Source organism: Achromobacter sp. JD417, from assembly GCF_041879325.1.
In the GTDB taxonomy this organism is placed as follows: Bacteria; Pseudomonadota; Gammaproteobacteria; order Burkholderiales; family Burkholderiaceae_B; genus Achromobacter; species Achromobacter mucicolens.
Window position 1 is genome coordinate 4,257,823 of the sequence record NZ_CP087159.1, and the last position, 26,321, is coordinate 4,284,143.

The following is a 26,321-nucleotide window of genomic DNA, read 5'->3' on the forward strand; positions in this document are numbered from 1 at the left end:
GCGGATCACTCACGGGCCGCGTCGGCGGGCGCGGGCAGGCCGCGCAGATAGTCCTGCACCTCGCGAGAGGGAATCACGTCCGCATACTTGCAATTCAGATCGAACAAGCTCATGGCGTGGCTGGCCTGGAAGCGGTCGAACGCCGCCTCTTCGGGAATGATTACCTTGAAATTGTAGGAGTAGGCGTCAACCGTGGTGGCGCGCAGGCATCCTGACGACGTGCATCCCACCAGGATCAGCGTGTCCACGTCGAGAAAATTCAGGTGGCTCATGAAGATCGTGCCGAAGAAGCAGGATGGCTTCTGCTTGGTGATGCGGATGTCTTGCGGGCGCGGCGCCAGCGGCTCCACGGTTTGCGTCGCATGGGTGTTTGCCAGCACGGTTTTTTCACCGCCGCGGTGGTTCTTGCCCACCTGCACGCCACTATCCAACAGGTCGGCGCGCCGGCCGCTTTCGGTGTAGAAGACGGGGATATTCTTGTCGCGCGCCAGTTCCAGCAGCGGCACAATATGCGCGACCGCGTCCCAGGCCTCGCGGCCGCAATGGGTGCGATATTGCTTCAGGCCTTCCAGGATGTCTTGAGGCGTGTCGCCGCAAAAGTTGTATTGCACGTCGATGATGAACAGCGCGGGGCGCTTGCCGAAGCCACCGCGCTTGCCGTAGCCGGCCTGAGCCAGCACTTGCTTGTCGCGTTCGGTAAGGAAGTCGTCCCAGATTCGCTTGGTGTCGCTCATAATAATTTCCGTCAGAAGGGAGATGGATTCAGTTCAAAGACGCTTGAGATAGCGGCCGCCAGGATTGGCGCGGGCCGCGTCCGTGATGCGGCCGTCCTGCGCCACGGTGCGCCCGCGCACCAGCGTGCGTATGGGCCAGCCTTTCAGGGTCATGCCCTCGTAAGGCGAATAGTCGGAGTTCGATTCCAGGGTGGCCGGATCGACCGTGCGTTGCAGGTCGGGGTCGACGATCACCAGGTCCGCGTCCTTGCCGCTCTCGATGCTGCCCTTGCCCGGCATGCGATAGATGCGTGCCGCACTCTCGGCACTGACCTTCATCAGCGTTTCCAGCGGGACGCCACGGCGGTGGTAGCCTTCGTGCAGCAAGATCGGCAACATCAGGCCGGTGCCCGGGAACCCATTGCTGGCCGCCCAGATGTCGGTGTCCTTGGTGGCCCGCTTGCGGGGCACGTGGTCGGTGCCTATCGTGGTGATGGAGCCGTCCAGCACGCCTTCCCACATGGCTTCCACATCGCTCTGGCCTCGCACCGGCGGATTGACCTTCGCATAAGTCCCGGCGGGCGATTCATCGTTCAGGAAGAGGTAGTGCGGGCAGGTCTCGACGTAAATGGGCGGTGCGCCAGGCGTGCGGCGATGGCGCCGCGCCTCGTCCAGCGCTTCGCGGCTGCTCAGGTGCACAATGTTGACCGCAGCGCCCGTCTTCGCCGCGAAATAGCACACGCGATGTACGTTCTCGGCTTCCAGGAAGTCCGGGCTCTGCTCGTTCCAGGCCTTCAAGTCGTCACGGCCTGCCGCGCGCAGGGGGTCTCTCAGGACAGGGATGACCTCGACGTTTTCGCAGTGCACGCCCATGATTGCGCCGGGGATGGCGGCCGTGGCGCGCAAGGCCGAATACAGCAGGCCGTCGTCGATGTCGGTAAATCCCTTGGACAGTCCGGCCGCCCCTTTGTACATCATGTAGAGCTTGTAGGATGACACGCCGAATCGGCGTGAGGTTTCCTCGAGCGTATCCACATGCAGATTGCTGGTGATGCCGAAATGGAAGCCGAAGTCGACACAGCTTTGCGACAGCGCGCGGTCGCGCACCTTTTCAAAGGATTCACGGATGTCGGCGGAACGATGGAACGACAGCACTGTCGTGGTGCCGCCGAGCGCGGCGAAGCGCGACTCGGTCTCGAAGTCGGTCTCCGGAGAGCCGAAGCCGAAGTGAACGTGAGGATCGATCAGGCCTGGCAGCACCCACAGTCCCTGGCAATCGATCGTTTCACGGGCCGCGAGCGGCGCGCCTGGTTCGGCGATTATGGCGATGCGGCCGTCAATGACGCCCAGCACGCCCTCGGTCAGGCCTTGCTGCGGCAGCAGCAGCCTTGCATTGGTCAGTAAGAGATCCAGCATGATGTCGAGTTTCCTGAGTGATGCGCGTTGTCAGCAATGGGCCGTGTCGGCGGCCGCCGTGTCGGTCAAGAATGCGTTGAGGACGCTGGCGGGGATGCCGCCTTCCGTGATGAGCTTGCGTTCGGCGTGCGTAAGCACCTGGGCATAGGCCTGGAAACGCACCTGGCGATCCCCGTCCTCGGCGATCACGTCGATGGGTTCCCCCTTCAATACGCCATCGGCCACATTCTGCAAGCGCAGCGTCTCCGCGCCGGTCAGCCCCAACGCACGCCAGCCTTGGCCGTGGGCGAACGCCAGCGGCAGCACCCCCATGCCCACCAGATTGGCGCGATGGATGCGTTCAAACGACTCCGCGATCACCGCGCGCACGCCCAACAGCGCCGAGCCCTTCGCAGCCCAATCCCGGCTGCTGCCCATGCCGTAGTCTTTGCCGCCCAGGATGACGCAGGCCTCGCCGGCATCGCGGTAGGCCGTCGCGGCATCGACAATCGGCATGAGCTTGCCGCTGGGATAGTGGCGGGTGACGCCGCCTTCCACGCCCGGCGTCAGCGCGTTCTTGATGCGGATGTTGGCGAAGGTGCCCCGCGTCATGACGTGATGATTGCAGCGGCGCGCCACATAGGTGTTGAAATCGCGCGGCGCCACGCCCTTGCCGATCAAGTACATGCCCGCGGGCGTATCGGCGGGGATTTCACCGCTGGGCGAAATATGGTCGGTGGTCAACGAATCGCCGAACGCCGCCAGCACCCGTCCGCGCGCCAAGGCGCACGCCAAGTCGTCCAGCGCGTCGCGGCCGGGTTCGGTTTTGAAGAATGGAGGCTCGACCAGGTATTGCGAGTCTGGGTCCCAGGGAAAACGTAAGCCTGCCGGCGCGGACAAGTCTTGCCAGATCGCGCTGTCCAGGCTGGCGGGATCATAGACTTCGGCAAACAGCGAAGGGGCTGAAGCAAATGGCATCAAGGCCGCGATCTCTTCCTGGCTGGGCCAGACATCGCGCAGATAGACCGGTGCACCGTCCGCGCCCGGCCCCAGCGGCTCGTGCTCGAAATCCAGGTCGATGCGGCCCGCGAGCGCGTACAACACCACCATCGCCGGCGACCCGATGTAGTTGGCGCGAAGCAGCTTGTGGATGCGACCTTCGAAATTCCGATTTCCCGACAGCACGGCGGCGGCGACCAGGCCGCGTTCGACAATGGCGTCTGCCACCGCGGAATCCAGGGGGCCTGACTTGCCGCCGCAAGTCGTGCAGCCGTAGCCGATCACATGAAAGCCTTGGGCTTGCAGCGCCGTCAGCAACCCTGCGGCTTCCAGGTAGCGGGTAACTGCACGCGAGCCGGGCGCCAGCGATCGCTTGACCCAGGCGGGCGGCGTCAGGCCAAGCGCCAGCGCCTTCTGTGCGATCAGGCCGGCCGCCAGCATCACGCTGGGGTTGGAGGTATTGGTGCAAGAGGTAATCGCCGCCAGCGCCACCGAGCCATGGCCGACGACGTCCCGGCTCGCCGGACGCGCGGCGTCCGTGGTCACATCGAACCCGCCTTCCGACTGCGGCACGCTCAGACGGCTTAGGAAGTCTGCAGCGACATCCGACACATCCATGCGGTCCTGCGGGCGGCGCGGACCAGCCAGGCTTGGGCGGGCCGCCGACAAGTCGATGTCGATCACCCGGCTATAGGCGGGCGCCGCTTGCGACGCGTCACCCCACAACAGGTTGACGCGCGCGTAGGCTTCGATCAGCGCGAGTTGTTCTTCATTGCGCCCGGTCATGCGCGCGTATTCCAGCGTGCGCGCGTCGATCGGAAAAAAGCCACAGGTGGCGCCATACTCGGGCGCCATGTTGGCGATCGTGGCTCGCTCGGGCACACTGAGCGCCGCCACCGCGGGGCCGAAGAATTCGACCATGCTGCCCACCACGCCTGCGGCGCGAAGTCGCTGTGTCACCAGCAGCGCAGCATCCGTCGTGAGGGCTGGCGCCTCAATGGCGCCGTGCAGCCGCACCCCAACCACCTCCGGAATGGGAAAGGTGTAGGCATGGCCCAACAGGGCCGCCTCGGCGTCGATGCCGCCCACGCCCCAACCCAACACGCCCAGCGCGTTGACCATGGGCGTGTGGGAATCGCCGCCGATCACGAAATCCGGGTAGACCCATTCGCCGTCCTGTCGTGACTGACGCGCAACCACCGGCGCCAAATATTCGAGGTTGACCTGATGAATGATCCCGATGCCAGGCGTGATGACGCGCAGTCCCTTGAAGGCCTGCTGCGCCCACTTAAGGAACCGGTAGCGCTCGTCGTTGCGTTCGAATTCGCGGCGCAGATTGCGCTGCATCGCCCCTGACTCGCCCCAATAGTCGACCTGAAGCGAATGATCCACGATCAGATCCACCGGAATTCGCGTGTCGACCTGCGAGGCATCTCCGCCAGCCTGGGCGACCGCGTCGCGCAGCGCCGCCAGGTCTTGCAATACCGGCAGCCCGCTGGAGTCCGGCAGGATCACGCGGGCCACATGCAGCGGCAAATCCGCCCCAGGGTGCGTTCCCCAATCCCACAGCCTGCGGATTTCCGCATCCGATATGGCCGCGCCCCAGGCTCGGTGCCGCAGAAGATTCTCCAGCAGCACGCGGATGACATAGGGATACGTCTGGATGTCGCGCCCTTCCGATTGGGCGGCAACGGACAGATCCGCGTAGCGCAGCACCCTGCCGCTACAGGAGAAAGACTGGATCATGGCAATCGTAATCGCGAGAATATCAATTGAAGCCATCTTACGGCCTCAAAAACAATAGTGTCAACACTAACGCCGAGAATACGCAAAGCGTCAGCAAGCTTAATAGTGCGACGATCACCCAGGCCGAAAGTGCCAACATCCGATCTGTTGGGCTACACCTAGGGAAGACCCTGATAAATAAGCGTAAAATCCTCTTGTCGCTGTAGCAATACCCCGCCAACCCGGAATTTGATCAACCGATTGTTCAATCCAAAGAGTTGACACTTTTATAACTCCCTTGATAGGCTGTTAACACTATGACCATCTCCACGGCCCCCACCACTCCCAAGGAAGACGCCTCCGGCCCGTTGGCCGACGTGGTGTTTGACCGAGTGCTGGAAGCGATCTACCAAGGCCGGCTTGCGCCGGGCAGCGTCATCAACGAGGTGGCGCTGGCGCAGGAGTTCGGCGTCAGCCGCGGCCCGGTTCGTGAAGCGGTGCGGCGCCTGCAAGGCATTCAACTTGTCACGCGCGAGCCCTACATCAAGGCGCGCGTGGTGACCCTGTCGGCGGAGTCCGCGCTGGAACTGTTTCAAATGCGGATGGCGCTGGAAGGCGTAGCCTGCAACTTGGCCACTCGCCGAATGAGCGACGAGGAAATCGCGCAGTTGCTAGCCGAACTGGAGCAGGACCGGCAACGCCGCCTGGCCGCGGCCAGCGGCGGCGCGCCCGCGCCGCGTGTCTTCGACTTTCACGAGCGCATCGTGCTGGCCAGCGGAAACAACCGCATCATCAATGCCCTGTGCGGCGACCTCTATCACCTGTTGCGCGTCTATCGCCGGCACTCGGGCACCGTGCTCGAACGCAAGGACGACGCTTACGCCGAACACTGGCAGATCTTGCGCGCCATCCGCGCGCGCGATCCTGAGCTGGCTGAGTCGCTCATGCGCTCTCACATCGAACGCGCAGCACAACACCTTTTTGAACACCTGGCAGAAGGGGCATCCGGCATCGCCGGACATCCCGTCTCGGCCGCATAACGCCCTTTGGAGCAGCACGACATGAACAACCCGCGCCACCAGTTCCGGCAATTGCTGAAGAACGAACCTTTTCTCGTGTCCCCCGGTGTCTACGATGGATACAGCGTTCGCCTGGTTGAAGCTGCGGGCTTCAAGACCGCCTGCACCAGCGGCGCGGCCGTGTCGAATGCGCTGCTGGGCATCGCCGATATCGGCGTAATGGGCCTGGCCGAAAACGTTACCCACTGCCGCCACCTGGCAAGGTCCGTCTCCATCCCCCTTACTGCCGACGCGGATACCGGCTACGGCAACCCCGTCAATGTCTACCACACGGTGCAGATGTTCGAGGAAGCCGGCGTTGCAGGCATCAACCTCGAGGACCAGGTCAGCCCCAAGCGCTGCGGTCACATGCCCGGCAAAGACGTTGTCAGCCAGGCCGAGATGGTCAAGAAGATCGAGGCTGCCTGCCTCGCACGACGTGACGACGATTTCGTCATCATCGCCCGCACGGACTCGCTCGCCATCGAGGGCATTGAAGGCGCGGTCAAGCGTGCCCGCGCATACGCCCAGGCGGGCGCAGACATGTTGTTCCCCGATGCGGTCCGCACCGAAGACGACATCAAACGGCTTGTCGACGCCGCAGGCATCCCCGTCAGCATCAACATGGGCTTCGGCATCCGCAACCGCCCAACCACGCCGCTGATTCCGCTGCCGCGCCTCAAGGAGATCGGCGTCAAGCGCATCAGCCTTCCGCGCATGCTGCCCGCTGCCGCCATCCACGGCATGCGCCAGGCCCTGCAGGTCATGCAAGGTGTGATCACCACGGGTGAACCCGCGGATCGCCCCGATTTGCTGGTGGGCATCGAAGACATCATGCAACTGATGGGCTACGAGCAGATGCGCGCGATGGAAAAGCGCCTGACGACGCTGGACAACTAATCAGGCACTGACATGATCGAGCGTAGCGCGTCGGCGCATTGCGTCCTGACAGGCGCGGCATCCGGCATCGGTCTTGCGTTGACCGAGCGGCTTCTGGCGGCGGGCTGGCGGGTGACCGGCGTGGACATTGCGCCCGCCGCCGTCCACGACAACGCCCAGTACTGCCACCACGTTTGCGACCTGTCCGACCCGGCCGCGCTGCACGCCCTGTGCGCGGGTCTGGGCGATTGCGCCCCGACCGCGCTGGTGCACTGCGCCGGTCTGGTGCGCACGGGCGGCGCGCTGGACACGCGACCGGAAGACGCAGCGCTGCTCTGGCGCCTGCATGGCGCAGCGCCGATGGCGCTGGTCCAGGCCTTAGCGCCGCAACTTCCAGACCGCCGGGGCCGCATTGTGCTGGTGTCCAGCCGCGCCGTGCTGGGCCGCGCGCACCGCCTGGCGTATGCCGCCACCAAATCCGCACAGATTGGCATGGCGCGGAGCTTGGCCGCGGAACTCGTCGGGCGCGGCATTACGGTCAATGTCGTCGCGCCCGGCGCGGTGGACACCCCCATGCTGAATGATCCCAAGCGCGGGGCCGCGCCGAGCGTGAACCTGCCGCTGGGCCGCCTGATTGACGCGCACGAAGTTGCCGCGACCATCGCCTTCTTTCTGAGCGACGAGGCGGGAGCCATCACAGGGCAGACGCTCTACGTCTGCGGCGGCGCCTCGTTGGGGGCAATGACGTCATGACAACAGCGAACGCACCCGTGCTGGACGGAAAAGTCGTGATTGTGACCGGCGCTGCCGGCGGGCTGGGCCAGGCTATCGCCAAGCATTGTCTGGATGCCGGCGCCCGTGTGGCCTTGCTGGATCGGGACGAGGACATGCTGGCGCAATGCTGCCGGACGTTGGCCGTCGCGCCATCCCGAATCCTGGCCCTGCGGTGCGACATCGCGGACGTCAGCGCCTCGCGGTCGGCCGTGGAACGCGTCGCTACGCACTGGGGCGCCATCGACACGCTGGTAAACAACGCCGCCACGGTCACGCCAGGCGTGAAGGTCGCTGACCTGACACCTGAACAATGGCGGCTCGCGCTGGACGTGAACCTGACCGGCGCATGGCTGATGAGCAAGTGGGCGATTGCGCATATGGCGCGCAATGGCGGCGGCGTCGTGCTGAACATTGCTTCGCAATTAGGCAGCGTGGCCGCGCCAGGGCGCGGCGCCTATGGCGCGAGCAAGGCAGGCATGATCGCGCTGGCGCGCGCCATTGCAGTGGACCATGCCGCCGACGGGGTCCGTGCGCTGAGCTTGTCGCCCGGCGCGGTCTTGACCAGCCGTTTAGTGGATCGCTACGGCGGCGAACACGCTGCCAGCGCTGCGTTAGCCACCAAATATCCGGTCGGGCGGCTTGGCACCGCGGAAGAAATCGCAAGGACCGCAGTTTTTCTGATCAGCGAGGATGCCTCGTTCATCACCGGCACGGACATTCGTGCCGACGGCGGCTACACCGCGCAGTAGCGCGGTCACCGTCTTATTCACGCAGTGCTTACACCACATAACAAGGGGCTTGAATCATGACGCACTCGATTACTTCCGCAACGCACACGCGCATGTCGCGCCGCAGAGCCCTGGGCCTGCTGGCCACGCTTGCCGGGTCCGTCGGGCTTGTCGCCGCCCCTGCCTTTGCGCAGGGTACTGACAACTTTCCAACGCGACCGGTCACGATCGTGGTGCCGTTCCCGGCCGGCGGCGCCACCGACCTTACCGCGCGCCTGGTAGCCGAAGGCCTGTCCAAGAAATGGGGGCAATCCGTCGTCGTCGAGAACAAGCCGGGCGCGGGCGGCAACGTTGGCTCGGAATACGTCGCGCGCGCAGCGCCCGATGGCTACACCCTTGTGCTGGGCGTCACGGGGTCGCACGGCATCAATACCTCGCTCTACAAGAACATGCGCTACGACCCGATCAAGGATTTCGAAGCCATCACGCAAGCCACGCTCTATCCCAATGCCATCATCGTCAACAATGACGTGCCGGCCAACAACCTGCAAGAACTCATCGCCCTGCTGAAAAAGCCCGATGCGCACTATTCCTATGGCTCCGACGGCAACGGCACCGCTTCGCACCTGGGGATGGAGCTGATCAAGAGCCAGGGCAAGTTCGAGCTCTCGCACATTCCCTATCGCGGCAGTGCACCAATGGTGACCGACCTGCTGGGCGGTCAGATCCAGGTAGGCATCACCGGCCTGCCCGCCGTGCAAGCCTACGCGAAGAGCGGCAAGCTGAAGATCGTGGCGCTGACCACCGCTGAGCGTTTTGCAAGCGCCCCAGACTACCCAACCGTTGCGGAGCAGGGCTTTGCGGGCTATGCCGCGCCGCCCTGGTCTGGCTTCTTTGCGCCCAAGGGCACGCCCAAGCCGCTCGTGGAGAAGATCTCGGCGGATATACGCGAAGCCATGTCCGACCCGAAGGCGAAGGAAAAGATGATCGCCGCCGGTAGCGAGTTCACGCCTAGCACGCCGGAACAGTTCCAGGCCTTCGTGCAGAAGGAAATTGCGAAGTGGGCCGAGGCGGTCAAGATCTCCGGCGCCCGCATCGACTAATCAGCATCCCGCCCGCCCCGCAAGCGCGGGGCTGGGCAATTGGGTTGGAGGGGCAGCTCATTCCGGCTCGATTCCGGCCGCCTTGATGACATTGCCCCATTTTTGAATCTCGGTAGCCTGAAACTGTCTCAACTCGTCGGGGGTCGTTGTCCACGCCTGGGTTGCCGAGTTCCGAAAGAACGCTTGCGCGCCGTCGCTGCCGACCGCCTTGACCAACAGCTGTCTAAGCTTCGCTGCCATCGGCGCGGGTGTGCCGGCTGGAACGTAAGCGGCGAACCAATAGCCCATGTCATAACCTTTGATGCCGGCCTCGTCCAGGGTGGGCAACTCTGGAAGTTGAGGTAGGCGTTCAAGGGTTGACGCGCCGAGCGGACGCAGTTTGCCAGCTTCGATCTGCGACAAGCCCGTCACGGTGTCAATCACCATCATGTCGATGTGCCCCCCCAGCAGATCGTTGAGCGCATTGGGATTGCTGTTGTAGCCGACCCAGACGATATCGGTCCCGGTCAGTTGCTTGAGCATTTCGCCTGCCATGCGGCTGGACGAATTGCCGCTGCCGAAGCTCAACTTTCCTGGGGCTTGCCGTGCCGCGCGAATCAACTCATCGGCGGTGCGGTACGGAGAATCGACTTTCACCACCAGAATCTGGCCGCCGCGTCCCAATCCTGTCAGCGGCGTGAAATCCCCCACCGGGTCATAGGGAAGCTTCTTGAATAGATGCGGATTGGCGGCTTGCGTCGTATTGCTGGTGATTAACACCGTATAGCCGTCGGGGGTAGCTCGGGCAACATGCTGCGCGGCGATCATGCCGCTCGCGCCGGGTCGGTTCTCCACGACGACAGCTTGCCCCGTTTGTTGTGTCAGCGACGCTGACAATGCGCGTGCCAGCAAATCGGTCGCGCTGCCCGCGCCGAAGGGCACGACAAATGTCAGGGGTTTTGCAGGGTAATCGGCCGCTTGCGCCGGTACGGCCCAGGCAAGACCGAGAGCGGCCGACAACGACGCTGCCACGCGGATGATAAATGCAGTGATGCGGATCATGATTTTTGTCTCCTGTGATTATTCCGTGCCGGCGTCGAGGACGCGCACGTTGCGCATGCCACCGTCCGCGGTTGCGCTGTCAACGCACGCCAGCGGGTTTCGGCTGGAGATCGCGTCGGGCGCGTTGCGCCAGAAACTCGCGCACGACGGTCTTGTGTTCATCGCCGCAGAGCAAAATCGCCTGCATGGCGGCAGCAGCCTCCAGCGCCATCGGCAAGGTGGATTCGGCGGCATCCAATACCAGGCGCTTGGCCATGCGCAAGGCCTGGGGTGGGTTCGATGCGATGCGGCGGCCCAAGGCGGCGCTTGTCTCGTCCAGCGCTTCCGGCGCCACGACACGGGAAACCATGCCTAATTGCAGCGCGGTCTGGGCATCAATGAACTCGCTGGTCAGCGTTAGCTCCAACGCCTTTGCCCTCCCCACGATGCGCGTCAAGAACCAGGCGCCGCCGATGCCGGATACCAGGCCGAGCCGCAGGAAGCTCTCGGCAAACGTCGCGCGTTCGCTGGCCACACGCAGGTCGCACATAAGCGCCAGGTCGCAGCCGGCTCCGACCGCGGCGCCATTGACCGCGGCAATGGACGGCACCTGCAATGCTTGCATTGCATGCGTGATTCGATGCAGCGTCGATTTCAGCCGGGCGCGTAGCTCTGTGACCGACCCCTGCATCAAGTCGGATCCTCGAGCCATGTCTTTCACATTGCCGCCCGTGCAGAAGTACTTGCCATTGGCGCGCAGCAATACGCAATGAACGTCTGGCAGCGTATTGGCCTGCTCCAGTGCCTCGGCAAGGGCCTCAGCCATGCGCACCGACATGACATTGCCTGAGTCCGGGTCATTAAGGCTCAATGTGAGAACGCCGTCGGCGACATCTTGCCGGATCAGCACATCACCCGGGATGCAGGCACTTCCCGAGACGCTGGATTCATTGGTTTTCATCGGTGTCTCCTTGGCTTATGTAGAAAATCGTTCGGGCTTACCCAGCACGCCGCTACTGAACATGGCGTCTATCTGGGCTGTGTCATAGCCGCATTCATTCAGGATTTGGCGGCTGTGCTGGCCCAGCGTTGGCGCGGCGGTGATGGGCTCGTGCGCGCTTGCCGCGTGAGCAGGCCCAGGCGCAAAGCCCGGCATGCGCACTTTTCCAGCAACAGGATGGTCAACCCAACTGTCGATTCCGCTAGCGGCGTATTCCTGCGAGCGGACGACATCGTCGTAGTTCGCTACCGGCGCACACAGGATGTCCAGTCCGGACAGCCGACTTACCCACGCTTCGGTGGCACGCTGCCGAAACAACGGCGTCAGCACCCGGCGCAGTTCTTCGCGATGAGCGACCCGGCACTCATTACTGGCAAAGCGCGGATCATGTTCCAGCTCCCCCGCCCCCAAGACGGCGCACAGCGCCCGCCAGCGCTGGGGATGGTAGGCGGCCACCATGATCCATCCATCGAGGGTCTGGTAGGCTTCATTGGGTGCGGCGTAGGGAGCGGCGCTGCCAGCCTTGGCGGGTACAGCGTCCGAGGCAAAAAACGATGCGTACCCGATCTGCTGCAGCATCAGCGTCGCGTTGTAGAGGCTGATGTCCAGGTATTCGCCTTGGCCGCTGCGCTGTGCCGCGTTGCACGCCGCCAGAATCGCAATCGTCGCGATATAGGCAGTGACCATGTCGGCGACGGGCGTTGCGACTTTTACCGGCTCTCCGCCCGCGATGCCCAAGGTGCTCATCAAGCCGCTGGCGGCCTGGATGATGCCATCCACACCAGGCCGGCCTCGCAGCGGGCCGGTTTGGCCATAAGCGGAGATCGAGCAGTACACCAATCTGCGGTTGCTGTCGGCCAGCGTGTCGTAGTCCAGCCCAAACGACTGCATGACGCCCGGCCGGTAGTTTTCGACCACCACGTCCGCACGGTTGATCAAGCGACGGGCGACTTCTCGGCCGCCGTCGGACTTCAGATCCAGCGCCAGGCCGCGCTTGTTGCGATTCACGCTCAAATAGACGGCGCTTTCTCCCGCGATCCAGGGAGGGCCGATCTGCCGCCCAAGTTCCCCGCCCGGCGGCTCGATTTTGATTACTTCCGCACCCATATCTGCGAGCATCATGGTGCAGACGGGCCCCGCGAGTACGTGCGAGAAATCCACGACTCGCACACCTTGCAAGCTGCGTTTGAACATATCCTGGCTCCTGCGCGACACGGCCTGATAGGTGGTCGTGATCACTTGTCATGCGGGCAGAATAGGCAGGGCCGATCTAGCCGGCAAACGACTTTATCGGCAGGACGCTTTGACTTTTTGTAAAGAGGTCAGTGCAGGCGCGCGCGGTTCAGAGGGCGACGAGGGTGACCAGCCAATCGCGGAATAGACGCAACGCCCTGGATTGGGGCTTGCCCGTAGGCCACGCGAAGTAATACGTGTAATCCTCACGATCCAGAACGCGATCCAGCGGCGCCACCAAAGTCCCGTCTGTCAGCTCTTTCTCGATCAGGGCCTTTTGGGCAATGGCGACGCCATGACCTTCGATGGCTGCCTGGTAGGCAAGCAAGGAGGTTTCGTACTTCATGCCTTGCGCGGGGTTGACGTTGCGCAAACCTGCGGCGCGCAGCCATAGCATCCAATCGTCGGGCCGGGCCATCGAATGCAGCAAGGTTTGCGTCGCCAGTTGTTTCCTTTGCGACAGCCGCAGCGTGGGGGCCACCACAGCAACCAACTCGTTGCGCACAAGCTGCAGGGTGCGCATCCCCGGCCAGCGGCCATCGCCCAGCTGTATGCCTGCGTCGATGTCTTCGCGCTGGAAATCCAGTGGCGCGAACGACGTCATGACTTGAACGTCGATGTCTTTATGCTTCTGATGAAAACTTGCCAGTCGCGGGATGAGCCATCGTACGGCAAAGGTGGCGGGCGACCTGATGCGCAAGGTATCTCGGCCCACGTTGCTGCCGGAAACCGCCTGCGTGGCTTCGCGCAGGGTTGCGAACAACGGAATCAAGTCCGACAGGTAACGTGCGCCCGCCGGCGTCAACTCCAGGCGGCCGCGTGTGCGTAAAAGCAGCGGCGTGCCCAGATAGTTTTCCAGCGCACGCACCTGCCTGCTGACCGCCGCAGGCGTCACGCACAATTCATCGGCTGCCTTGGATACGCTAAGCAGGCGTCCAGTGGCTTCGAACGCTCGGGCGGGATTCAGTGGCGGAAGTAGATCGCGGCGGGCCATGGCAGTGAGAGTCTTACGTTGACGCGACGCTACTATAGCGCCGAGCCCACCCTCGCGACCGTAGCCTGATTGCTTGACGCGGCCGAAAGGCACAGAAGCGGTGCCAACCGAGCCGGCGTTCAAGCGCATCATGGCGCCTCGATATCGCCAGACAAGAGGCGCGTCCGGACCACATCGCGTGTGTAGGCCTACACGACTGAGCCTGACCTCGGCATCGCGGCTAAAGTGATGACTCGAACAAGCGTCACCCCCAGAGCGTTATCCGGCCTCGGCGGGCAAGCTCGCTGGTCAAGATCTTGCGTATCACGCGCTTATGCCGCCATCGACGAGGATTCCCGATCCGGTGACATAAGCAGCGCCAGGCCCCGCCAGGAAGGCGACGGCTTCGGCGACCTCGCGGGTCTTTCCGTAGCGGGCAATAGACAGACTTGGCAGGATGGAGGCTGCGAGATGACCTTCGGCGGGGTTCATGTCCGTGTCGATGGGGCCAGGACGAACCAGGTTAACGGTGATGTGACGGTGACCCAGCTCACGCGCCAGCCCACGGGTGAAGCTCTCCATCGCCGACTTGGTCGCCGCATAGACCGCGATGCCCGCGAATGGCACAGACAGGCCGGCATTGCTTCCAATCGTCATGATGCGGCCGCCATCGGGAAGGTATTTCAGCGCGGCCTGGGTGGTCATGAATACGCCTCGCACGTTGACGTCCAGTTGCCGGCTTATCTGCTCGAGCGATTGTTCGGAGAATGGGCCTGAGATCAAAACGCCAGCGTTGTTGACAAGGATGTCCAGCCCTCCAAGTTCTTCCGCGGTGCGCGCAACCGCGGCCTTCACGGCATCGGGGCTTGCCGCATCGGCTTGGATGGCGATAGCTTCGCGGCCGAGGGCGCGAATTTCGGCAACCAGCGCCTCGGCCTTCTCAACCGATTTTTCGTACGTGATAGCAACGTCCGCGCCTTCTTCGGCCAGCTTGAGCGCGATGGCCGCGCCGATGCCACGCGCCGCGCCCGTTACAAGCGCGCGTTTATGGGCGAGACCAGGCAAGGGATTTTTCAAGGCATTGTTCATGACGGCGTGTTCTCTTGAAAGCATGCATCCACGATGCAAAAGGAATGTCGAATTCTCATGGTTCTTGGCGTCTCCAACTTAGTGCAGCGGCCAGCGCCAGCGACGCGCCTATCGCCAATGAAGCCACGGCAAACCCACGCTGAACGTCCTGAGCGCTTGCCCCATCCGGGGCGATCGCGATGAACAGGCCACCGAACAAGGCAACACTCACTGCGGCGCTGATCTGCAAGGTGGCGTTTACCAAACCCGAGGCCAGACCGGCCCAGCGTGTTTCCACATGGTCCACGTTCAGGCGCACGAGCGCAGGTAGGGCGATACCTTGCCCTGCGCCAATCAGAAACAAGGGCAACGTCAACCACGACGACGCACCGGCCAACGCCAGCGCTGCGACCATGACCAGACCGAGCACCTCCATGAGCATGCCAACGCCGGCGGTTCGTGAGCCCATTCGCCGAGCGATGTGCGGGCTGCAAAATGGGCCAAGGAAAAACCCGACGCCAAGCGGCAGGATGGCCAGGCCGGCTGTCAACGCATCGTGCCCCAGGCCGGCGTGTTCGTACACGGCGAATACCAGGAAGAACGCGGCGAGCGCATAGAAGAGGAACGTTGATGCCAGACTGCGTCGCAACCCGCGCCCGGCAAGAAGCGATGGCAGAACCAGCGGCGTTCTGCCGGCGCTCTCCTCTGCCTTTTCGTGCTGCCAGAAGCGCCATAACAACGGCATGCTCAACGCCAGCGGCACGATGCACCACCCCGGCCATCGATGTTGCTGCCCTTCGATCAGTGGCACCACGAGCGCCAGCAAGCCCATCGCCAGCAGCACCGCCCCCCGTACGTCCAAGCGTGGCGAATGTTCGGCGCGACTTTCGCGCAGCAACTTTGTTGCGGCCGGAATGGCAACGATGATGATCGGAAGGTTGATCAAGAACACACTGCGCCACCCCAATCCCCAAGGACTGGTGGAAACCAGCACTCCGCCGAGCAGTTGGCCGCCCACGGAGGCCAAGCCAAAGGTCGCGCCGTATCGGCTGAGCGCGCGATTCTTCTCACTTGGCGGAAACATGGCGTGGATCGATGCCAACGATTGCGGCGCCATGACCGCTGCAGATATCCCTTGCAGCAGCCGGCCGGCGACAAGCACGCCCGGTGACGGCGCCAGGCCGCACAACGCCGACGCGACGCCAAATCCGAGCATGCCAGCGATAAATACCCGCTTGCGGCCATAAAGATCACCCAGACGACCGCCCAAGATCAATGTGACGGCGTAGGCAGCGGCATACACCGATATCACCAATTGCGAGACGTCGGAAGAAGCTTGCAGGTCCGTCCTGATCGCAGGTAGCGCCACGTTGACCACGAAGAAGTCCAGAGGTGGCAGCAGTGTGCCGGTCAACAGGACGGCCAAGGCGAGCCAGCGACGGGGGTCAGGGGCTGGTTTCCCAGCGGCGTGTTCGGATGACGCCAGCGCGGCTTCGAACGCGCCTGCGACGTGCCGGGGTTGAACATTCATAGCGTGAGGCTCCAATTCAGATGTGCCTGAGCGTGGGCGCGAAGGTTCGCCAGGACATTTCATGAAGCGCATGATGCTCTGAACAATATTGTTCTACCACTGACATCAATGTATATTTTCCGTACATTTTTGTACGGCGGGATGGGCATGGATTGGAACGATGTTCGCATCTTTTTGGCGGTCGCTCGCAGCGGATCCTTGGGCGGCGCGGCCCGTGCACTGAACGTGAGTCATCCGACTGTGGGTCGCCGAATCAAGGTGCTTGAGGAGGAAGCCAAGCAGGCGCTCTTCCGGAGAACAAAGGATGGCCTGGTGCTCACGGATGCCGGTGACACTGTGCGGGCGCTGGCGGAGTCCATGGAGGATTCCGCGCTATCCATGGAAAGGCGTCTGACCGGCAACGACCAGCGTCTTGAAGGCATCCTGCGAATCTCCTCAGCGGATTGGTTCGCCGGCTATGTCCTGGCGCCGGTCCTGGTCGAGTTGACACACCGCCATCCCGCTGTCGTGCCGGAAGTGATTGCCAGCCATCGCTTGCTCGATCTCTCACGGCGGGAGGCCGACGTGGCCTTTCGCATCGTGCCGTTCAGCGAACCGGATATCGTCCAGCGCCGTCTGATGCGCATGTCATACGGGGTGTATGCGTCGGCGGCGACCGCCCAGGCCTTGCAGGACAACCCCGCATCCGTGGGTGTCATTCTGATGAACACCGCACAGTCGCATTTCCCAGATGTGGCTTGGGTGCTGGAAAGGTTTCCGCACTGCCGGCGCGCGTTTACCAGCACGAATCGCTCGGTGCAGGCGCAGATGTGCTTGCGGGGCGTAGGCATCGCCGTACTGCCAAGGCCGCTGGGCGATGCAGTTTCCGGATTGCAGCGCCTGGACACGCCGGATCAACCGCCTACGCGGGATATATGGGTTGGCTACCACCAGGACCTGCGCCACATGGATCGCTTGCGGGTAATGCTGGATATCGCCGACGCGATGCTATCGAATTCCAACATTCCCACACCTTGAACGCTTCCTGCGGCCATTGAGCTGGACGCGGCATACCTTCTCTCAATGGGCTGGCCAACGAAATCTTGACACTCTACCGACCAACTAGTAGATTGGCCGGCAGTCGTCCAAGGACGCGCCTCTTTCACCCTGAACGCCGTCCTTTTCAAGGTCCCACCCAAATGAGCCTCGAGCTGTCCCCACGTGCCGCCGAAATCGTCGAACAGGCCAAGCAACTGCTTGCCGCCGGGGGTTACCACGGGTTTAGCTATGCCGACATATCCGAACGGGTCCGCATTGGCAAACCCAGTATTCACCACCACTTCCCCAGCAAGGCGGACCTGGTCCTCACCGTCGTTGTCCAGCACCGAAGTCAGTCGCGAGAAGGCTTGGCGGCACTGGACCAGCGGGTTCTTGATCCGCTCGGCCGCTTGACGGCCTACACCGAGTATTGGGCCCAGTGCATCCGCGAGGGCACGATGCCCCTTTGTATCTGCGCGATGCTGGCGGCGGAATTGCCCATGATTCCCACGACGATCGCGGACGAGGTGCGCGCTTATTTCGGTGAGTTGGCCGCCTGGATCGCGGCAGTGCTCGAGAGCGGCGCGGCAAAAGGGCAATTTCAGCTCCGTGACAACGTGCGGGCCGAAGCCCAAGCCTTCATGTCCACCGTGTACGGCGCCATGCTGACTGCGCGAGCGTGTGGAGATCCCCAGGCATTCGCGGCCATTTCGCGGGCTGCCCTCCGTCAACTGACCAGCTCCGCCTGACACAACCATGGCGCGCACCCCGGTGTGTGCCCTTTTTTTGCGCCCATAACCGACCAACTAGTTGGTTCATTCGCTTAATGCTGCCGCAGCCTTGCAGCCTGCCTCGTGATGAACCCTCATCCATAAACCACAAGGACCATTGCCATGCCACACCCCATTTCCGCGCTCGGCGTCACCCACACCCTTATCAGTCTGGCAGCCGCGCTAGCCGGGCTGTACAGCTTTGCACGCTATCGCGAAATCAATGCAGCCACTGGCGCCGGCAAGCTATATCTAGGCGGCTTGGTGGCCGCCGTCCTGACATCTTTTGGGCTGTCCAGCTCCGGCGGGTTCAACGCCGGACACGCGCTCGGCATCCTGGCCCTGCTGTCGGTGTCAGCCGCCCTGCTCATCTCGCGCACGTCATTGCTTTCGCGAGCGCGGCCTTATCTGTCGCAACTGGGGTACTCATTCAGTTTCTTCCTGCTGTGGGTCCCAGGAATCGCGGAAACGTTGACGCGACTTCCCGTGTCCCATCCGCTTGCCGACGGGCCGCAATCTCACTTGGTTCGCAGTGTGCTGGCGGGATGGCTGGCTGTATTTGTCGTGGGGGCCGTGTCCCAGTTGATCTGGATTCGATCGCAGCGGCGCGTCCGCGGACAGCGCTCGTAGCCGTCCCAACCACCAATGCACTTTAAGACGCCTGAACCAGGAGCTCTCTTGCGCTTAGCTGCCCTAAACCCGCTGGCGCCGGCCCGCGCCGACGACGCCAGCAATCCTTACCGTGTTGAGCGCCTGCGCGCCCAGACGCAAACAGAGCGTGCGGCGCGATCACAGGCGCCGCGGTTCGTACCGCTACCGGCCGTGCGTAACGCCGCATCGGAGGCTATAGCCTCAACCCCCAAGCCGCCCATCGAACCCGTTACCAAGACTCGCTCTGCCATCAATCCGCTGGGCGAGGCGTACACGGCGCATTGCCTGAAACTTGCCATCGAGGCCTATCACGCGCAGCAGGCCAGGCAAGTGGCGCATGCGCAGGCGGCAAACCGGGCCGCCCAAGAAGAAATGTCCAAACAGCAGGCGCGCACGAACGCGGCCAATGACCTCGGCACAATACAGGGCCTCTTGCCTCAGCAAGCGTACCGGTACGCGGCGGGCGTCCCGCCGGTCGTTGCAGAGCAGATGAGCGCAGCCGCATTCGTTGCGCCGGACAGGGTCGGCCCCGTCGCCGCAGCCGCGAAAGCGCGTAGCAGCACGGATGAAGCGCATGGCCGTGAACTCGACCGAGCCGCGAAAGCCGCGCGCCGTACACCTGACTCGCGCTTCCTTTTACCCGCTCGCAGCAGCGCAAACTGACGGCATGAACACCGTGGCGAGTGGCGTGGTGTGGGAAAGCGCTGGTCTACAGCGTCTTCGGACAATCGCGGACGTGTCAGACCGCGTTGATGGTTGGCGCGGACTTTGGCCGCCCGGGCCGCGTTCAGCCCGGCCCGTCGCTCGCCGCAGCCAGCAAGGGCACGATGATGTCGCTGATCGGCGTGGATAGGCCATGGGCCTGTGCACAACGCGAGATCACGCCGTTTCGTATCTCCCATTCCAGTTGGCGGCCGGCTTCGCGGTCCGTCAGGATGGACGTGCTCAGGTCGGGGGACGCGGCTTGAAACTTGGCGAGGATTTCCTGCGGGACCTCGTCTCCAAGTTTTGCGCCTTCCGCGCGCGCCACAGACAGGCACTCTCGCAAATACGCCAAGGAGAGCTTGGCGATGTCCGGCCGGGCAAACATGCCCGCGCGGCGATGCGTGAGGGCCATGAGGCCAGCGACTGCGTTTTGCAGCAGCTTGCGCCAAGCCACAGTCTGGAAATCTTCGGTGATTTCCACTGCGCACTGAGTCCCCTGCAGCGCCTCGGCAACCATGTGAGCGGCCGGCAGATCGGGCAGGCTCAGGCGCGCATCCCCGCGCAAACGCACCGAGCCGTCGGCTTGCGCCTGCGCGGGGAACCACACGACAGCGGGGATGATCCGCGCGGACGGCGCATGCGTTGCAACCGCTTCCAATTGCTCGACGCCATTCTGCAACACGCAGACCACGGTATCTGGCCGGCACAATGCCGCGAGCCATCCCGATGCTGCCTCGGTCTGCGTCGCCTTGACCGCGAGGAAAACGAGGTCCATCTTGCGGCCGGCCTGACCCGGATCCGTCAGTACAGGGCCGGGAACGTCAACGCGGCGATCGCCATCCAGGAGCGTCAGCCGGTCCCGGGGCGTGCGGCCGCACAAGAGCGGCGTACGGCCGGCCTGATGCAGCGCGGCGGCAACCGTTGTGCCGATGGCGCCCGGACCAACGATGGCGATTGCGATGTCTGTTGCGGGTGTCATGGCATGACCTCCTTATTGGCTTGCAAACGACACCTTAAAGCGAAAACGTTGTCTGCCACCTGAAGACAAGCCCGCCTTCCAAGGCTGCTGGCACGTCAAAAGACCGCCAAGCCACTGGCGCAGGCCCGCTTACCAGCGAATCGTGTAGGGCCTGTCTCCCAGCCCCCATACGCCATCTTTTCGTTCCAGCATGATGTGGCGGGTCTGCCATTCGTCCGGCTGGTCCTTGGGGGGAAAGCCGCTTATCTGAGGATAGAAGGCTGGGTCCGCCGCCCAACCCGCGGTGGCGCGATCCAGCCGCCATTCGAACTTGACCGCCGAAACCGCGTTGGGGTTATCGTCGAACGGATTCTTGCCTGGCTTGGTGTAGTTGAGGATCTTGCCCACTTGCAGGCCGGGCGCGCAGAACTTCGCGGTGTAAAGCACTTTGGAACCGATGTGGGCCTCTCCGTCCGTGTAGTACGCGCGGCCTTTTTCGGTCAGCGTCATGTGGCTGGTGGCGTCTTCGGGGTTCTCTCCCGGTTTGGGCGGTGAACCGTCGCCGTCGGCACTGACGCGCTTGACCGTGATGAGCTGGTGTTTGATCAACCCTTGCACGATCTTGTCCTGCTCTTGCAGGAAGACGGTATAGACATCCGTCGGCAAGGGACGCACACCCACCACGTTGACGCAGGCGCTGCCAGGCGCGTTGGTGGGCGTCTCCATGGCGTCGACCAGGATCTTGTGTATCTTGCTTTCGGTCAGGCCCGGACCCAGCGGGGATTCATTCCAGGCATAAACCGCCGCGCCTGCGGCGATGGCCAGACCCAGGGCCCAGACCTTGCGCGGAATGCGGCGGCGTTTGGTCGTGCGCGGCTTCTGATTCATTCCCTTCCTTGCGGCTTGTGGTCTGGCGATAGTAACGCCCGCCGCACGGCAACCTCAGGCCTCAATGCCGGATTTCCGCCAGGAATTTCTGCGCCCGGGCCGTTTGCGGCCGGTTGAAGAACGCGTCCGGGGTGCCGGTTTCGACGATGCGGCCGGCGTCCATGAACCAGACGCGATCGGCCACTTCCCGCGCGAAGCCCATCTCGTGCGTCACGCAGACCATCGTCATGCCGTCCTTTGCCAAGCCTTTCATCACCTGTAGCACTTCGCCGACCATTTCCGGGTCGAGGGCGCTGGTGGGTTCGTCAAACAGCATGACGGGCGGGCTCATGGCCAGGGCGCGCGCAATGGCGACGCGCTGCTGCTGGCCGCCGGACAATTGCGCGGGGAAGGCATCGGCCTTGTGCGCAAGACCCACGCGTTCCAGCAGTTGCATCGCGCGCTCGCGCGCTTCGGGGCGGCGGGCGCGCTTCAGTTGCAGCGGCGCCAGCATCAGGTTTTCCATCACGGACAGATGCGGGAAGAGATTGAACTGCTGGAACACAAAGCCGATATGGCTGCGCAATGCGTCCAGGTGCACGTCCTTGCCGTAGATGTCCTTGCCGTCGACTTCGATCACCCCTTTCTGGATGGGCTCCAGCCGATTGACGGTGCGGATCAGCGTGGATTTTCCGGACCCGGAGGGTCCGCACACCACCACGACCTCGCCCCGGGCGACCTGCGCGGTCACGTCGGCCAGCGCCTGATAATCGCCATACCACTTCTGCACTTCGGAAAATCGGATCATGTGGGCACCACTTTCTGGGTAGGCGCAGGTCCGGCGCGCCGGCGGCCGATGCGGCGTTCGGTCAGGTGCACCAGGAGACTCAGGCCAAAATTCAGGACGAAATAAGTCAGCGCAAGCAGCCCGAAGACTTCAAAGGGCTTGGTCAGCAGGACGCTGTTGATCTGGTTGGCGGCGTAGGTCAGCTCTTGCACGCTGATCACGTAGGCCAGCGAGGTCTCCTTTACGGTGGACACGAACTGGCTCAGCATGCTGGGCAGCATGTTATAGAGCGCCTGCGGCAGGATGACCCGGCGCATCGTCTGCATGTACGACAGGCCCAGCGCGCGGCTGGCTTCCTGCTGACCGGGCGGCAGCGCCTGGATGCCGGCGCGGATGATCTCGGCCAGATAGGCGCTTTCGTAGCAGACCAGCGCGACCACCATGGTCGTCGTGCCCGCCACGGGACGGCCGATGATCAGGGGCACGAAAAAATAGGCCCAGAAGATGAACATCAGCAACGGCAGGCCGCGCACCAGGTAGACCACGGCCGACGAAGGCCAGTAAAAGATGCGATAGGGGCTGATGCGGCCCAGCGCCAGCAGCACCCCGCACGGCAGCGCCAAGGCAAGACTGATCGCGGCCAGGCCCAGCGTGGCCACCAGCCCGCCGATGGGTCCATGCGGATATTGCCCGATCAGAAGCAGCAGCCAATTGTCTTTGAGTATGTCCCACATGTCAGCGGACTCCCAGCGGACGATAGCGTCGTTGCAGCATTGCGCCTCCGCCCATGATGACGAACGAGAGCAAGAGGTAGATCACCGTCACGACCGCGTACGCCTCGAAGGTGCGGAACGTGTTGTTCTCGATCTCGCGCGCGGCCGCCGTCAGCTCGGTGACGCCGATGGCCATCGCCAGGCTGGTGTTCTTGAGCAGCAGCAGGGTCTGATTCAAGAGCGGCGGAATGGCGATGCGAAAAGCCTGGGGCAGCACGACTTTGCGCATGGTCTTCAGAAAGCTCAGGCCCAGCGCGCGCGCGGCCTCGACTTGGCCGGGCGGAATGCCGCGCACCGCACTGCGCAGGTCTTCGCAGACATACGCGGACATCACCAGCCCGATCGCGATGCACGACAGGATGAATTCGCTGCCGTGGCTGTTGAGCCAGTCCGTGACGGGGGCCGGCAGCAAGGCCGGCACACCGAAATACCAGAACAGGATGTGCACCAGCATGGGCACGTTGCGGTGGAACGCGACGTACGTCGCGATCAATCCGTTGGCAATGGGCGAGCCCGTCAGGCGGATCACCGCCAACAGGCTGCCCACAAAGAACGCCAGGATCCAGGCAAGCCCGGCCAGCGCCAGGGTGGTGATCAACCCCCTGAGCAGCCAGTCCGGATACTCGCCCTGAAAAATGGCGCCAAAGTCGAAGATGTAGTGCATCGAACCAGGCTCCAGGACGCTTGGCGCGTCAACCCTTGATTTCTTCGATGCGGAAGTCGCGCTTGATGTTGAATTGCGTGCCGGGGCCGAACCACTTGTCGAAGGTCTTGGCGGCTTGTCCCGACGCCTCCATGCCGTCCAGCACCTTGTTCACCTGGTTCAGCATCGCCGTGTCGCCCTTGCGCACACCGACACCCCACGGTTCGATGAACAGCGCCGGCTCCAGGATCTTGACGGGCACCGCGCTGGATGCGGCCTGGTGTTGCAGCTTGACCAGCATCAATTCGGACCCGACAAAGCCGCTCACCTTGCCCTGCTGCAGCGCCAGGAACGCACCGCTGGGATCCTTGAACGTCACGGGATCGACGTTCGGGATGTTCTTGCGCGCGCCTTGCTCGGACGACGATCCGCGCACCGCGCTGACCCGCTTGCCCGCCAGATCGGCCGGCGCCTTCAGGTCCTTGTCCGACTCGCGCGACAGGATCTTCTGCAGGCTCACGAAGTGCTGGTGCGAGTAATCGATCTGCTTGGCGCGTTCGGGCGACCATCCCAGATTCGCAGCCACGACGTCCACACGGCCGGCGATCAGTTCGGGGATGCGGGCCTCGACGGCGATCAGCTTGAGCTCCAGCGGCACGCCCAGGCTGTCAGCCAGCGCCTGGCAGACATCCACTTCGTAGCCGACGATGCCGCGCGTCTTGGGATCCTGGAAGCTGAACGGCTCGGCCGTGCCCATGGTGCCGCAGATGAATTTGCCGCGGGCCTTGATGTCCTGCAGCGTGTCGGCATTGGCGGCGGGCGCCAGCGTGGCCGCCAGGCCGACGATGGCAACGAAGGAGGAGATGAACGTCTTCATGGGATTCCCTTGATGTGTAGGTATGGGTGCTACTTAAAAACCCGGTTTCAGGCCAGCCGGGCGCAGGCTTCGCGGATCCGGCGGCAGCCTTCTTCGATGTTTTCCATCGACGTGGCGAAACTGAGCCGCAGGTAGGGCGACAGCCCATAGGCTGCGCCGTCCAGGCCCGCGACGCCGGCCTCGTCCAGCAGGAACATCACCACGTCCAGGTCGCTTTCCAGCTTGCGGCCGTTGGGCGTCGTCTTGCCGAGCAGGCCTTCGACCGACGGATACACGTAGAACGCGCCTTGGGGAACCGGGCAACGGATGCCGGGCACCTCGTTGAGCAGCGCCACAATGCGGTCGCGCCGGTCGTGGAACAGGGCCGCGGCATCGCGCACGCATTGCTGGTCGGCGGTCAGCGCAACACGCGCGGCCGACTGGCTGATGGCGCTGACACAGCTGGTGCTTTGCGAGATCAGGGTGGCCATGGCTTTAATCAACGCCTTCGGGCCGCCTGCGTACCCCAGGCGCCAGCCGGTCATTGCATAGGCTTTGGAGACGCCGTTGATCGTCAACGTGCGCGCGGCCAACGCCGGCTCGACGGCCGCGGGCGATGCGTGGCCCTCGCCGCCATAGGCCAGGTGCTCGTAGATTTCATCGGTCAGGAGCCAGACCTGCGGATGACGCGCCAGCACCTGCGCCAACGCGCGCAGCTCGTCGGCGCTGTACATCGCGCCGGTCGGATTGCTGGGCGTGTTCAACAGCAGCCACTTGGTGCGCGGCGTGATGGCGCGCTCGAGCGCGTCGGGGGTCAGCTTGAATCCGTCGGACTCCGGGCAGGCCACCACGACCGGCGTGCCGTCGTTGACCAGGACCATATCGGGATAGGACACCCAGTACGGCGCCGGAATGATGACTTCGTCGCCGGCCTGAACGGTGGCGGCCAGCGCGGTAAAGATCAATTGCTTGGCGCCCACGCCGACGATCAGTTCGTCCAGGCCGTAGTCCAGTCCGTTCTCGTGGCGGAACTTGGCGCGCACCGCTTCAAGCAGCGGCTTGGCGCCGACCGACGCGGTGTAGCGGATGTCGCCGCTGTTCAGCGCGTCGATGCCGGCCTGCACGATGTGGGCAGGTGTGGGCAGATCCGGCTCGCCCACCGTGAAATCGATGATGTCGCGGCCCTGAGCGCGCAGTTGATCCACGCGGCTCTTGGCCATCATGCTGGGCGAAGGCTTGATGGCGCGCGCGCGTTCGGCCAGGAATTCGGGGGTGACGGCGTTCATGCCAGCCCCTTTGCCGCGAACGCGGCCTGCATCCAGCTCTGCGTTTTCTCGCCGGTGGCGATTTCGGCCATGATGCGCGCTTCCTTGTCGGCGTGCGCATGGGCCGCGGCAATCAGCGCGTCGGCGTCCGACGCGGCAAAGCTGACCAGCCCATCTTCGTCGCCCACCAGGATATCGCCGGGATTGATGACCTGACCGCCGATCGACACGGGCACATTGACTTCGCCGGGACCGTCTTTGTAAGGCCCGCGGTGGATGTGGCCGCGCGCGTAGCAAGGGAAGCTGTCGGCTTCGAACGCTGCCACGTCGCGGATGGCGCCGTCGACGACCACGCCCGCGCAGCCGTGGATCTGCAGATAGCGCTTCATGATTTCGCCGAGCACGGCGTTGGACAGATCGCCGCCGGCGTCCACCACCAGCACGTGGCCCGGCTGGATCTGCAGCATGGCCTTGTAGATCATGAGGTTATCGCCGGGGCGGGTCTTGACGGTCAGCGCCGTGCCCACGAGCTTGCCCGCTCGGTTGTAGCGCCGCAGCCCGGTGATGCCCTCGCGCCGCGCAAGGTTGTCGCTCAGATGCGGCGTGACGATGCCTGCAAGCGCTTGCAGGATGGCGGCGGGCGCGACGGGAGATGCCGGCAGTATGCGTGCGCCGGTGGAAATGGTAGCCATGACGATCTGCTTGTCCTGAATCGAAGGCCGCTCGTTCTCCGGCTTTTTGAAGCGGATCCGGTCGGCAGGAATTAAGTCAGAGCGAATGGTGCGAGCTTTTGCGATTCCGAAAAAGGGATTAAATTTCAGCGAACTTCA

General features: G+C 63.5%; 26 protein-coding genes. 9 read left to right on the forward strand and 17 right to left on the reverse strand.

The genetic code is table 11. The features are described from left to right. Nucleotides 1-5 precede the first annotated feature (5 nt). Genes LN047_RS19630 through acnA form a run of 3 tightly spaced genes read right to left on the reverse strand, consistent with a single transcriptional unit; the run spans nt 6 to nt 4,853 of the window. A complete protein-coding gene (locus LN047_RS19630) occupies nt 6-734 on the reverse strand; it encodes an isochorismatase family protein (protein WP_056322987.1) in 729 nt (242 codons plus the stop codon). A 33-nt stretch (nt 735-767) separates the two neighbouring features. Continuing rightward, nucleotides 768-2,129: a dihydroorotase family protein gene (locus LN047_RS19635; protein WP_373979947.1), complete on the reverse strand. Its 1,362-nt coding sequence runs from the start codon at nt 2,127-2,129 to the stop codon at nt 768-770. A 30-nt stretch (nt 2,130-2,159) separates the two neighbouring features. Beyond that, nucleotides 2,160-4,853, reverse strand: coding sequence for an aconitate hydratase AcnA (acnA, locus tag LN047_RS19640; RefSeq protein WP_373979948.1), 2,694 nt, complete (start codon nt 4,851-4,853; stop codon nt 2,160-2,162). 296 nt (nt 4,854-5,149) lie between these two features. Here acnA and LN047_RS19645 point away from each other — a divergent pair, with 296 nt between their 5' ends. From LN047_RS19645 to LN047_RS19665, 5 genes are read left to right on the forward strand one after another with little or no spacing between them, the layout of a single operon-like run. Next, nucleotides 5,150-5,872, forward strand: coding sequence for a GntR family transcriptional regulator (locus tag LN047_RS19645; RefSeq protein WP_373979949.1), 723 nt, complete (start codon nt 5,150-5,152; stop codon nt 5,870-5,872). Between the two features lie 21 nt (nt 5,873-5,893). After that, on the forward strand, nt 5,894-6,790 hold the full coding sequence (locus LN047_RS19650) for an oxaloacetate decarboxylase (protein WP_226846564.1): 897 nt from the start codon (nt 5,894-5,896) through the stop codon (nt 6,788-6,790). A gap of 12 nt (nt 6,791-6,802) precedes the next feature. Continuing rightward, nucleotides 6,803-7,522 (forward strand): SDR family NAD(P)-dependent oxidoreductase, encoded by a 720-nt coding sequence (locus tag LN047_RS19655; RefSeq protein ID WP_373979950.1) that lies wholly within the window; start codon nt 6,803-6,805, stop codon nt 7,520-7,522. After that, complete coding sequence (locus LN047_RS19660; protein ID WP_373979951.1) at nt 7,519-8,292, forward strand: SDR family NAD(P)-dependent oxidoreductase; 774 nt, start codon at nt 7,519-7,521, stop codon at nt 8,290-8,292. The genes LN047_RS19655 and LN047_RS19660 overlap by 4 nt, the downstream gene beginning before the upstream one ends. A gap of 56 nt (nt 8,293-8,348) precedes the next feature. Beyond that, nucleotides 8,349-9,374 (forward strand): tripartite tricarboxylate transporter substrate binding protein, encoded by a 1,026-nt coding sequence (locus tag LN047_RS19665; protein WP_180100627.1) that lies wholly within the window; start codon nt 8,349-8,351, stop codon nt 9,372-9,374. A gap of 57 nt (nt 9,375-9,431) precedes the next feature. Here LN047_RS19665 and LN047_RS19670 read toward each other — a convergent pair whose 3' ends face one another. The 6 genes from LN047_RS19670 to LN047_RS19695 all read right to left on the reverse strand — a co-directional run bounded on the left by LN047_RS19670 (nt 9,432) and on the right by LN047_RS19695 (nt 16,199). Continuing rightward, nucleotides 9,432-10,415 carry a Bug family tripartite tricarboxylate transporter substrate binding protein gene (locus tag LN047_RS19670; protein WP_373979952.1) on the reverse strand — a complete coding sequence of 328 codons (984 nt, stop codon included), beginning with the start codon at nt 10,413-10,415 and terminating at the stop codon, nt 9,432-9,434. Nucleotides 10,416-10,494: 79 nt separating this feature from the next. Beyond that, nucleotides 10,495-11,355, reverse strand: a complete 861-nt coding sequence (locus tag LN047_RS19675) for an enoyl-CoA hydratase-related protein (RefSeq protein WP_373979953.1) — start codon at nt 11,353-11,355, stop codon at nt 10,495-10,497. Nucleotides 11,356-11,370: 15 nt separating this feature from the next. After that, nucleotides 11,371-12,588 carry a CaiB/BaiF CoA transferase family protein gene (locus tag LN047_RS19680; RefSeq protein ID WP_373979954.1) on the reverse strand — a complete coding sequence of 406 codons (1,218 nt, stop codon included), beginning with the start codon at nt 12,586-12,588 and terminating at the stop codon, nt 11,371-11,373. A gap of 148 nt (nt 12,589-12,736) precedes the next feature. Continuing rightward, nucleotides 12,737-13,621: a LysR substrate-binding domain-containing protein gene (locus LN047_RS19685; protein WP_373982158.1), complete on the reverse strand. Its 885-nt coding sequence runs from the start codon at nt 13,619-13,621 to the stop codon at nt 12,737-12,739. A 303-nt stretch (nt 13,622-13,924) separates the two neighbouring features. After that, on the reverse strand, nt 13,925-14,665 hold the full coding sequence (locus LN047_RS19690; RefSeq protein WP_373982159.1) for an SDR family NAD(P)-dependent oxidoreductase: 741 nt from the start codon (nt 14,663-14,665) through the stop codon (nt 13,925-13,927). 79 nt (nt 14,666-14,744) lie between these two features. Further along, on the reverse strand, nt 14,745-16,199 hold the full coding sequence (locus LN047_RS19695; RefSeq protein ID WP_226846569.1) for an MFS transporter: 1,455 nt from the start codon (nt 16,197-16,199) through the stop codon (nt 14,745-14,747). 147 nt (nt 16,200-16,346) lie between these two features. Here LN047_RS19695 and LN047_RS19700 point away from each other — a divergent pair, with 147 nt between their 5' ends. The 4 genes from LN047_RS19700 to LN047_RS19715 all read left to right on the forward strand — a co-directional run bounded on the left by LN047_RS19700 (nt 16,347) and on the right by LN047_RS19715 (nt 19,300). Continuing rightward, nucleotides 16,347-17,216, forward strand: a complete 870-nt coding sequence (locus LN047_RS19700) for a LysR family transcriptional regulator (RefSeq protein ID WP_373979955.1) — start codon at nt 16,347-16,349, stop codon at nt 17,214-17,216. 161 nt (nt 17,217-17,377) lie between these two features. Next, nucleotides 17,378-17,965 carry a TetR/AcrR family transcriptional regulator gene (locus tag LN047_RS19705; RefSeq protein WP_373979956.1) on the forward strand — a complete coding sequence of 196 codons (588 nt, stop codon included), beginning with the start codon at nt 17,378-17,380 and terminating at the stop codon, nt 17,963-17,965. 144 nt (nt 17,966-18,109) lie between these two features. Further along, a complete protein-coding gene (locus tag LN047_RS19710) occupies nt 18,110-18,616 on the forward strand; it encodes a hypothetical protein (RefSeq protein ID WP_226846572.1) in 507 nt (168 codons plus the stop codon). 48 nt (nt 18,617-18,664) lie between these two features. After that, a complete protein-coding gene (locus LN047_RS19715) occupies nt 18,665-19,300 on the forward strand; it encodes a hypothetical protein (protein WP_226846573.1) in 636 nt (211 codons plus the stop codon). A gap of 124 nt (nt 19,301-19,424) precedes the next feature. On the opposite strand, the gene LN047_RS19720 is transcribed toward LN047_RS19715, so the two are convergent. The 8 genes from LN047_RS19720 to LN047_RS19755 all read right to left on the reverse strand — a co-directional run bounded on the left by LN047_RS19720 (nt 19,425) and on the right by LN047_RS19755 (nt 26,183). Then, complete coding sequence (locus tag LN047_RS19720; RefSeq protein WP_373979957.1) at nt 19,425-20,321, reverse strand: oxidoreductase; 897 nt, start codon at nt 20,319-20,321, stop codon at nt 19,425-19,427. 129 nt (nt 20,322-20,450) lie between these two features. Further along, complete coding sequence (locus tag LN047_RS19725) at nt 20,451-21,188, reverse strand: hypothetical protein (protein WP_373979958.1); 738 nt, start codon at nt 21,186-21,188, stop codon at nt 20,451-20,453. 61 nt (nt 21,189-21,249) lie between these two features. Next, nucleotides 21,250-21,975, reverse strand: a complete 726-nt coding sequence (locus tag LN047_RS19730) for an amino acid ABC transporter ATP-binding protein (RefSeq protein WP_056322950.1) — start codon at nt 21,973-21,975, stop codon at nt 21,250-21,252. Then, nucleotides 21,972-22,688, reverse strand: coding sequence for an amino acid ABC transporter permease (locus LN047_RS19735; protein ID WP_056322947.1), 717 nt, complete (start codon nt 22,686-22,688; stop codon nt 21,972-21,974). Before LN047_RS19735 ends, LN047_RS19730 begins: the two co-directional genes overlap by 4 nt. A gap of 1 nt (nt 22,689) precedes the next feature. After that, nucleotides 22,690-23,391 (reverse strand): amino acid ABC transporter permease, encoded by a 702-nt coding sequence (locus LN047_RS19740; RefSeq protein WP_062842220.1) that lies wholly within the window; start codon nt 23,389-23,391, stop codon nt 22,690-22,692. Between the two features lie 28 nt (nt 23,392-23,419). Continuing rightward, nucleotides 23,420-24,247 carry an ABC transporter substrate-binding protein gene (locus LN047_RS19745; RefSeq protein ID WP_175236384.1) on the reverse strand — a complete coding sequence of 276 codons (828 nt, stop codon included), beginning with the start codon at nt 24,245-24,247 and terminating at the stop codon, nt 23,420-23,422. Nucleotides 24,248-24,294: 47 nt separating this feature from the next. Continuing rightward, nucleotides 24,295-25,512: an aminotransferase class I/II-fold pyridoxal phosphate-dependent enzyme gene (locus tag LN047_RS19750; protein WP_373979959.1), complete on the reverse strand. Its 1,218-nt coding sequence runs from the start codon at nt 25,510-25,512 to the stop codon at nt 24,295-24,297. Continuing rightward, nucleotides 25,509-26,183, reverse strand: coding sequence for an RraA family protein (locus LN047_RS19755; RefSeq protein WP_056322936.1), 675 nt, complete (start codon nt 26,181-26,183; stop codon nt 25,509-25,511). Before LN047_RS19755 ends, LN047_RS19750 begins: the two co-directional genes overlap by 4 nt. Nucleotides 26,184-26,321 lie beyond the last annotated feature (138 nt).

Excerpts from the sequence above, each read along its gene's own strand:
- LN047_RS19750 (WP_373979959.1), bottom strand. The coding sequence starts at position 25,512 with ATGAACGCCGTCACCCCCGAATTCCTGGCCGAACGCGCGCGCGCCATC.
- LN047_RS19705 (WP_373979956.1), top strand. The coding sequence starts at position 17,378 with ATGAGCCTCGAGCTGTCCCCACGTGCCGCCGAAATCGTCGAACAGGCC.
- LN047_RS19755 (WP_056322936.1), bottom strand. The coding sequence starts at position 26,183 with ATGGCTACCATTTCCACCGGCGCACGCATACTGCCGGCATCTCCCGTC.
- LN047_RS19645 (WP_373979949.1), top strand. The coding sequence starts at position 5,150 with ATGACCATCTCCACGGCCCCCACCACTCCCAAGGAAGACGCCTCCGGC.
- LN047_RS19725 (WP_373979958.1), bottom strand. The coding sequence starts at position 21,188 with ATGAATCAGAAGCCGCGCACGACCAAACGCCGCCGCATTCCGCGCAAG.
- LN047_RS19745 (WP_175236384.1), bottom strand. The coding sequence starts at position 24,247 with ATGAAGACGTTCATCTCCTCCTTCGTTGCCATCGTCGGCCTGGCGGCC.
- LN047_RS19695 (WP_226846569.1), bottom strand. The coding sequence starts at position 16,199 with ATGAATGTTCAACCCCGGCACGTCGCAGGCGCGTTCGAAGCCGCGCTG.
- LN047_RS19720 (WP_373979957.1), bottom strand. The coding sequence starts at position 20,321 with ATGACACCCGCAACAGACATCGCAATCGCCATCGTTGGTCCGGGCGCC.
- LN047_RS19675 (WP_373979953.1), bottom strand. The coding sequence starts at position 11,355 with ATGAAAACCAATGAATCCAGCGTCTCGGGAAGTGCCTGCATCCCGGGT.
- acnA (WP_373979948.1), bottom strand. The coding sequence starts at position 4,853 with ATGATCCAGTCTTTCTCCTGTAGCGGCAGGGTGCTGCGCTACGCGGAT.
- LN047_RS19735 (WP_056322947.1), bottom strand. The coding sequence starts at position 22,688 with ATGTGGGACATACTCAAAGACAATTGGCTGCTGCTTCTGATCGGGCAA.
- LN047_RS19670 (WP_373979952.1), bottom strand. The coding sequence starts at position 10,415 with ATGATCCGCATCACTGCATTTATCATCCGCGTGGCAGCGTCGTTGTCG.
- LN047_RS19655 (WP_373979950.1), top strand. The coding sequence starts at position 6,803 with ATGATCGAGCGTAGCGCGTCGGCGCATTGCGTCCTGACAGGCGCGGCA.
- LN047_RS19710 (WP_226846572.1), top strand. The coding sequence starts at position 18,110 with ATGCCACACCCCATTTCCGCGCTCGGCGTCACCCACACCCTTATCAGT.
- LN047_RS19685 (WP_373982158.1), bottom strand. The coding sequence starts at position 13,621 with ATGGCCCGCCGCGATCTACTTCCGCCACTGAATCCCGCCCGAGCGTTC.
- LN047_RS19665 (WP_180100627.1), top strand. The coding sequence starts at position 8,349 with ATGACGCACTCGATTACTTCCGCAACGCACACGCGCATGTCGCGCCGC.
- LN047_RS19740 (WP_062842220.1), bottom strand. The coding sequence starts at position 23,391 with ATGCACTACATCTTCGACTTTGGCGCCATTTTTCAGGGCGAGTATCCG.
- LN047_RS19730 (WP_056322950.1), bottom strand. The coding sequence starts at position 21,975 with ATGATCCGATTTTCCGAAGTGCAGAAGTGGTATGGCGATTATCAGGCG.
- LN047_RS19700 (WP_373979955.1), top strand. The coding sequence starts at position 16,347 with ATGGATTGGAACGATGTTCGCATCTTTTTGGCGGTCGCTCGCAGCGGA.
- LN047_RS19650 (WP_226846564.1), top strand. The coding sequence starts at position 5,894 with ATGAACAACCCGCGCCACCAGTTCCGGCAATTGCTGAAGAACGAACCT.
- LN047_RS19630 (WP_056322987.1), bottom strand. The coding sequence starts at position 734 with ATGAGCGACACCAAGCGAATCTGGGACGACTTCCTTACCGAACGCGAC.
- LN047_RS19635 (WP_373979947.1), bottom strand. The coding sequence starts at position 2,129 with ATGCTGGATCTCTTACTGACCAATGCAAGGCTGCTGCTGCCGCAGCAA.
- LN047_RS19680 (WP_373979954.1), bottom strand. The coding sequence starts at position 12,588 with ATGTTCAAACGCAGCTTGCAAGGTGTGCGAGTCGTGGATTTCTCGCAC.
- LN047_RS19660 (WP_373979951.1), top strand. The coding sequence starts at position 7,519 with ATGACAACAGCGAACGCACCCGTGCTGGACGGAAAAGTCGTGATTGTG.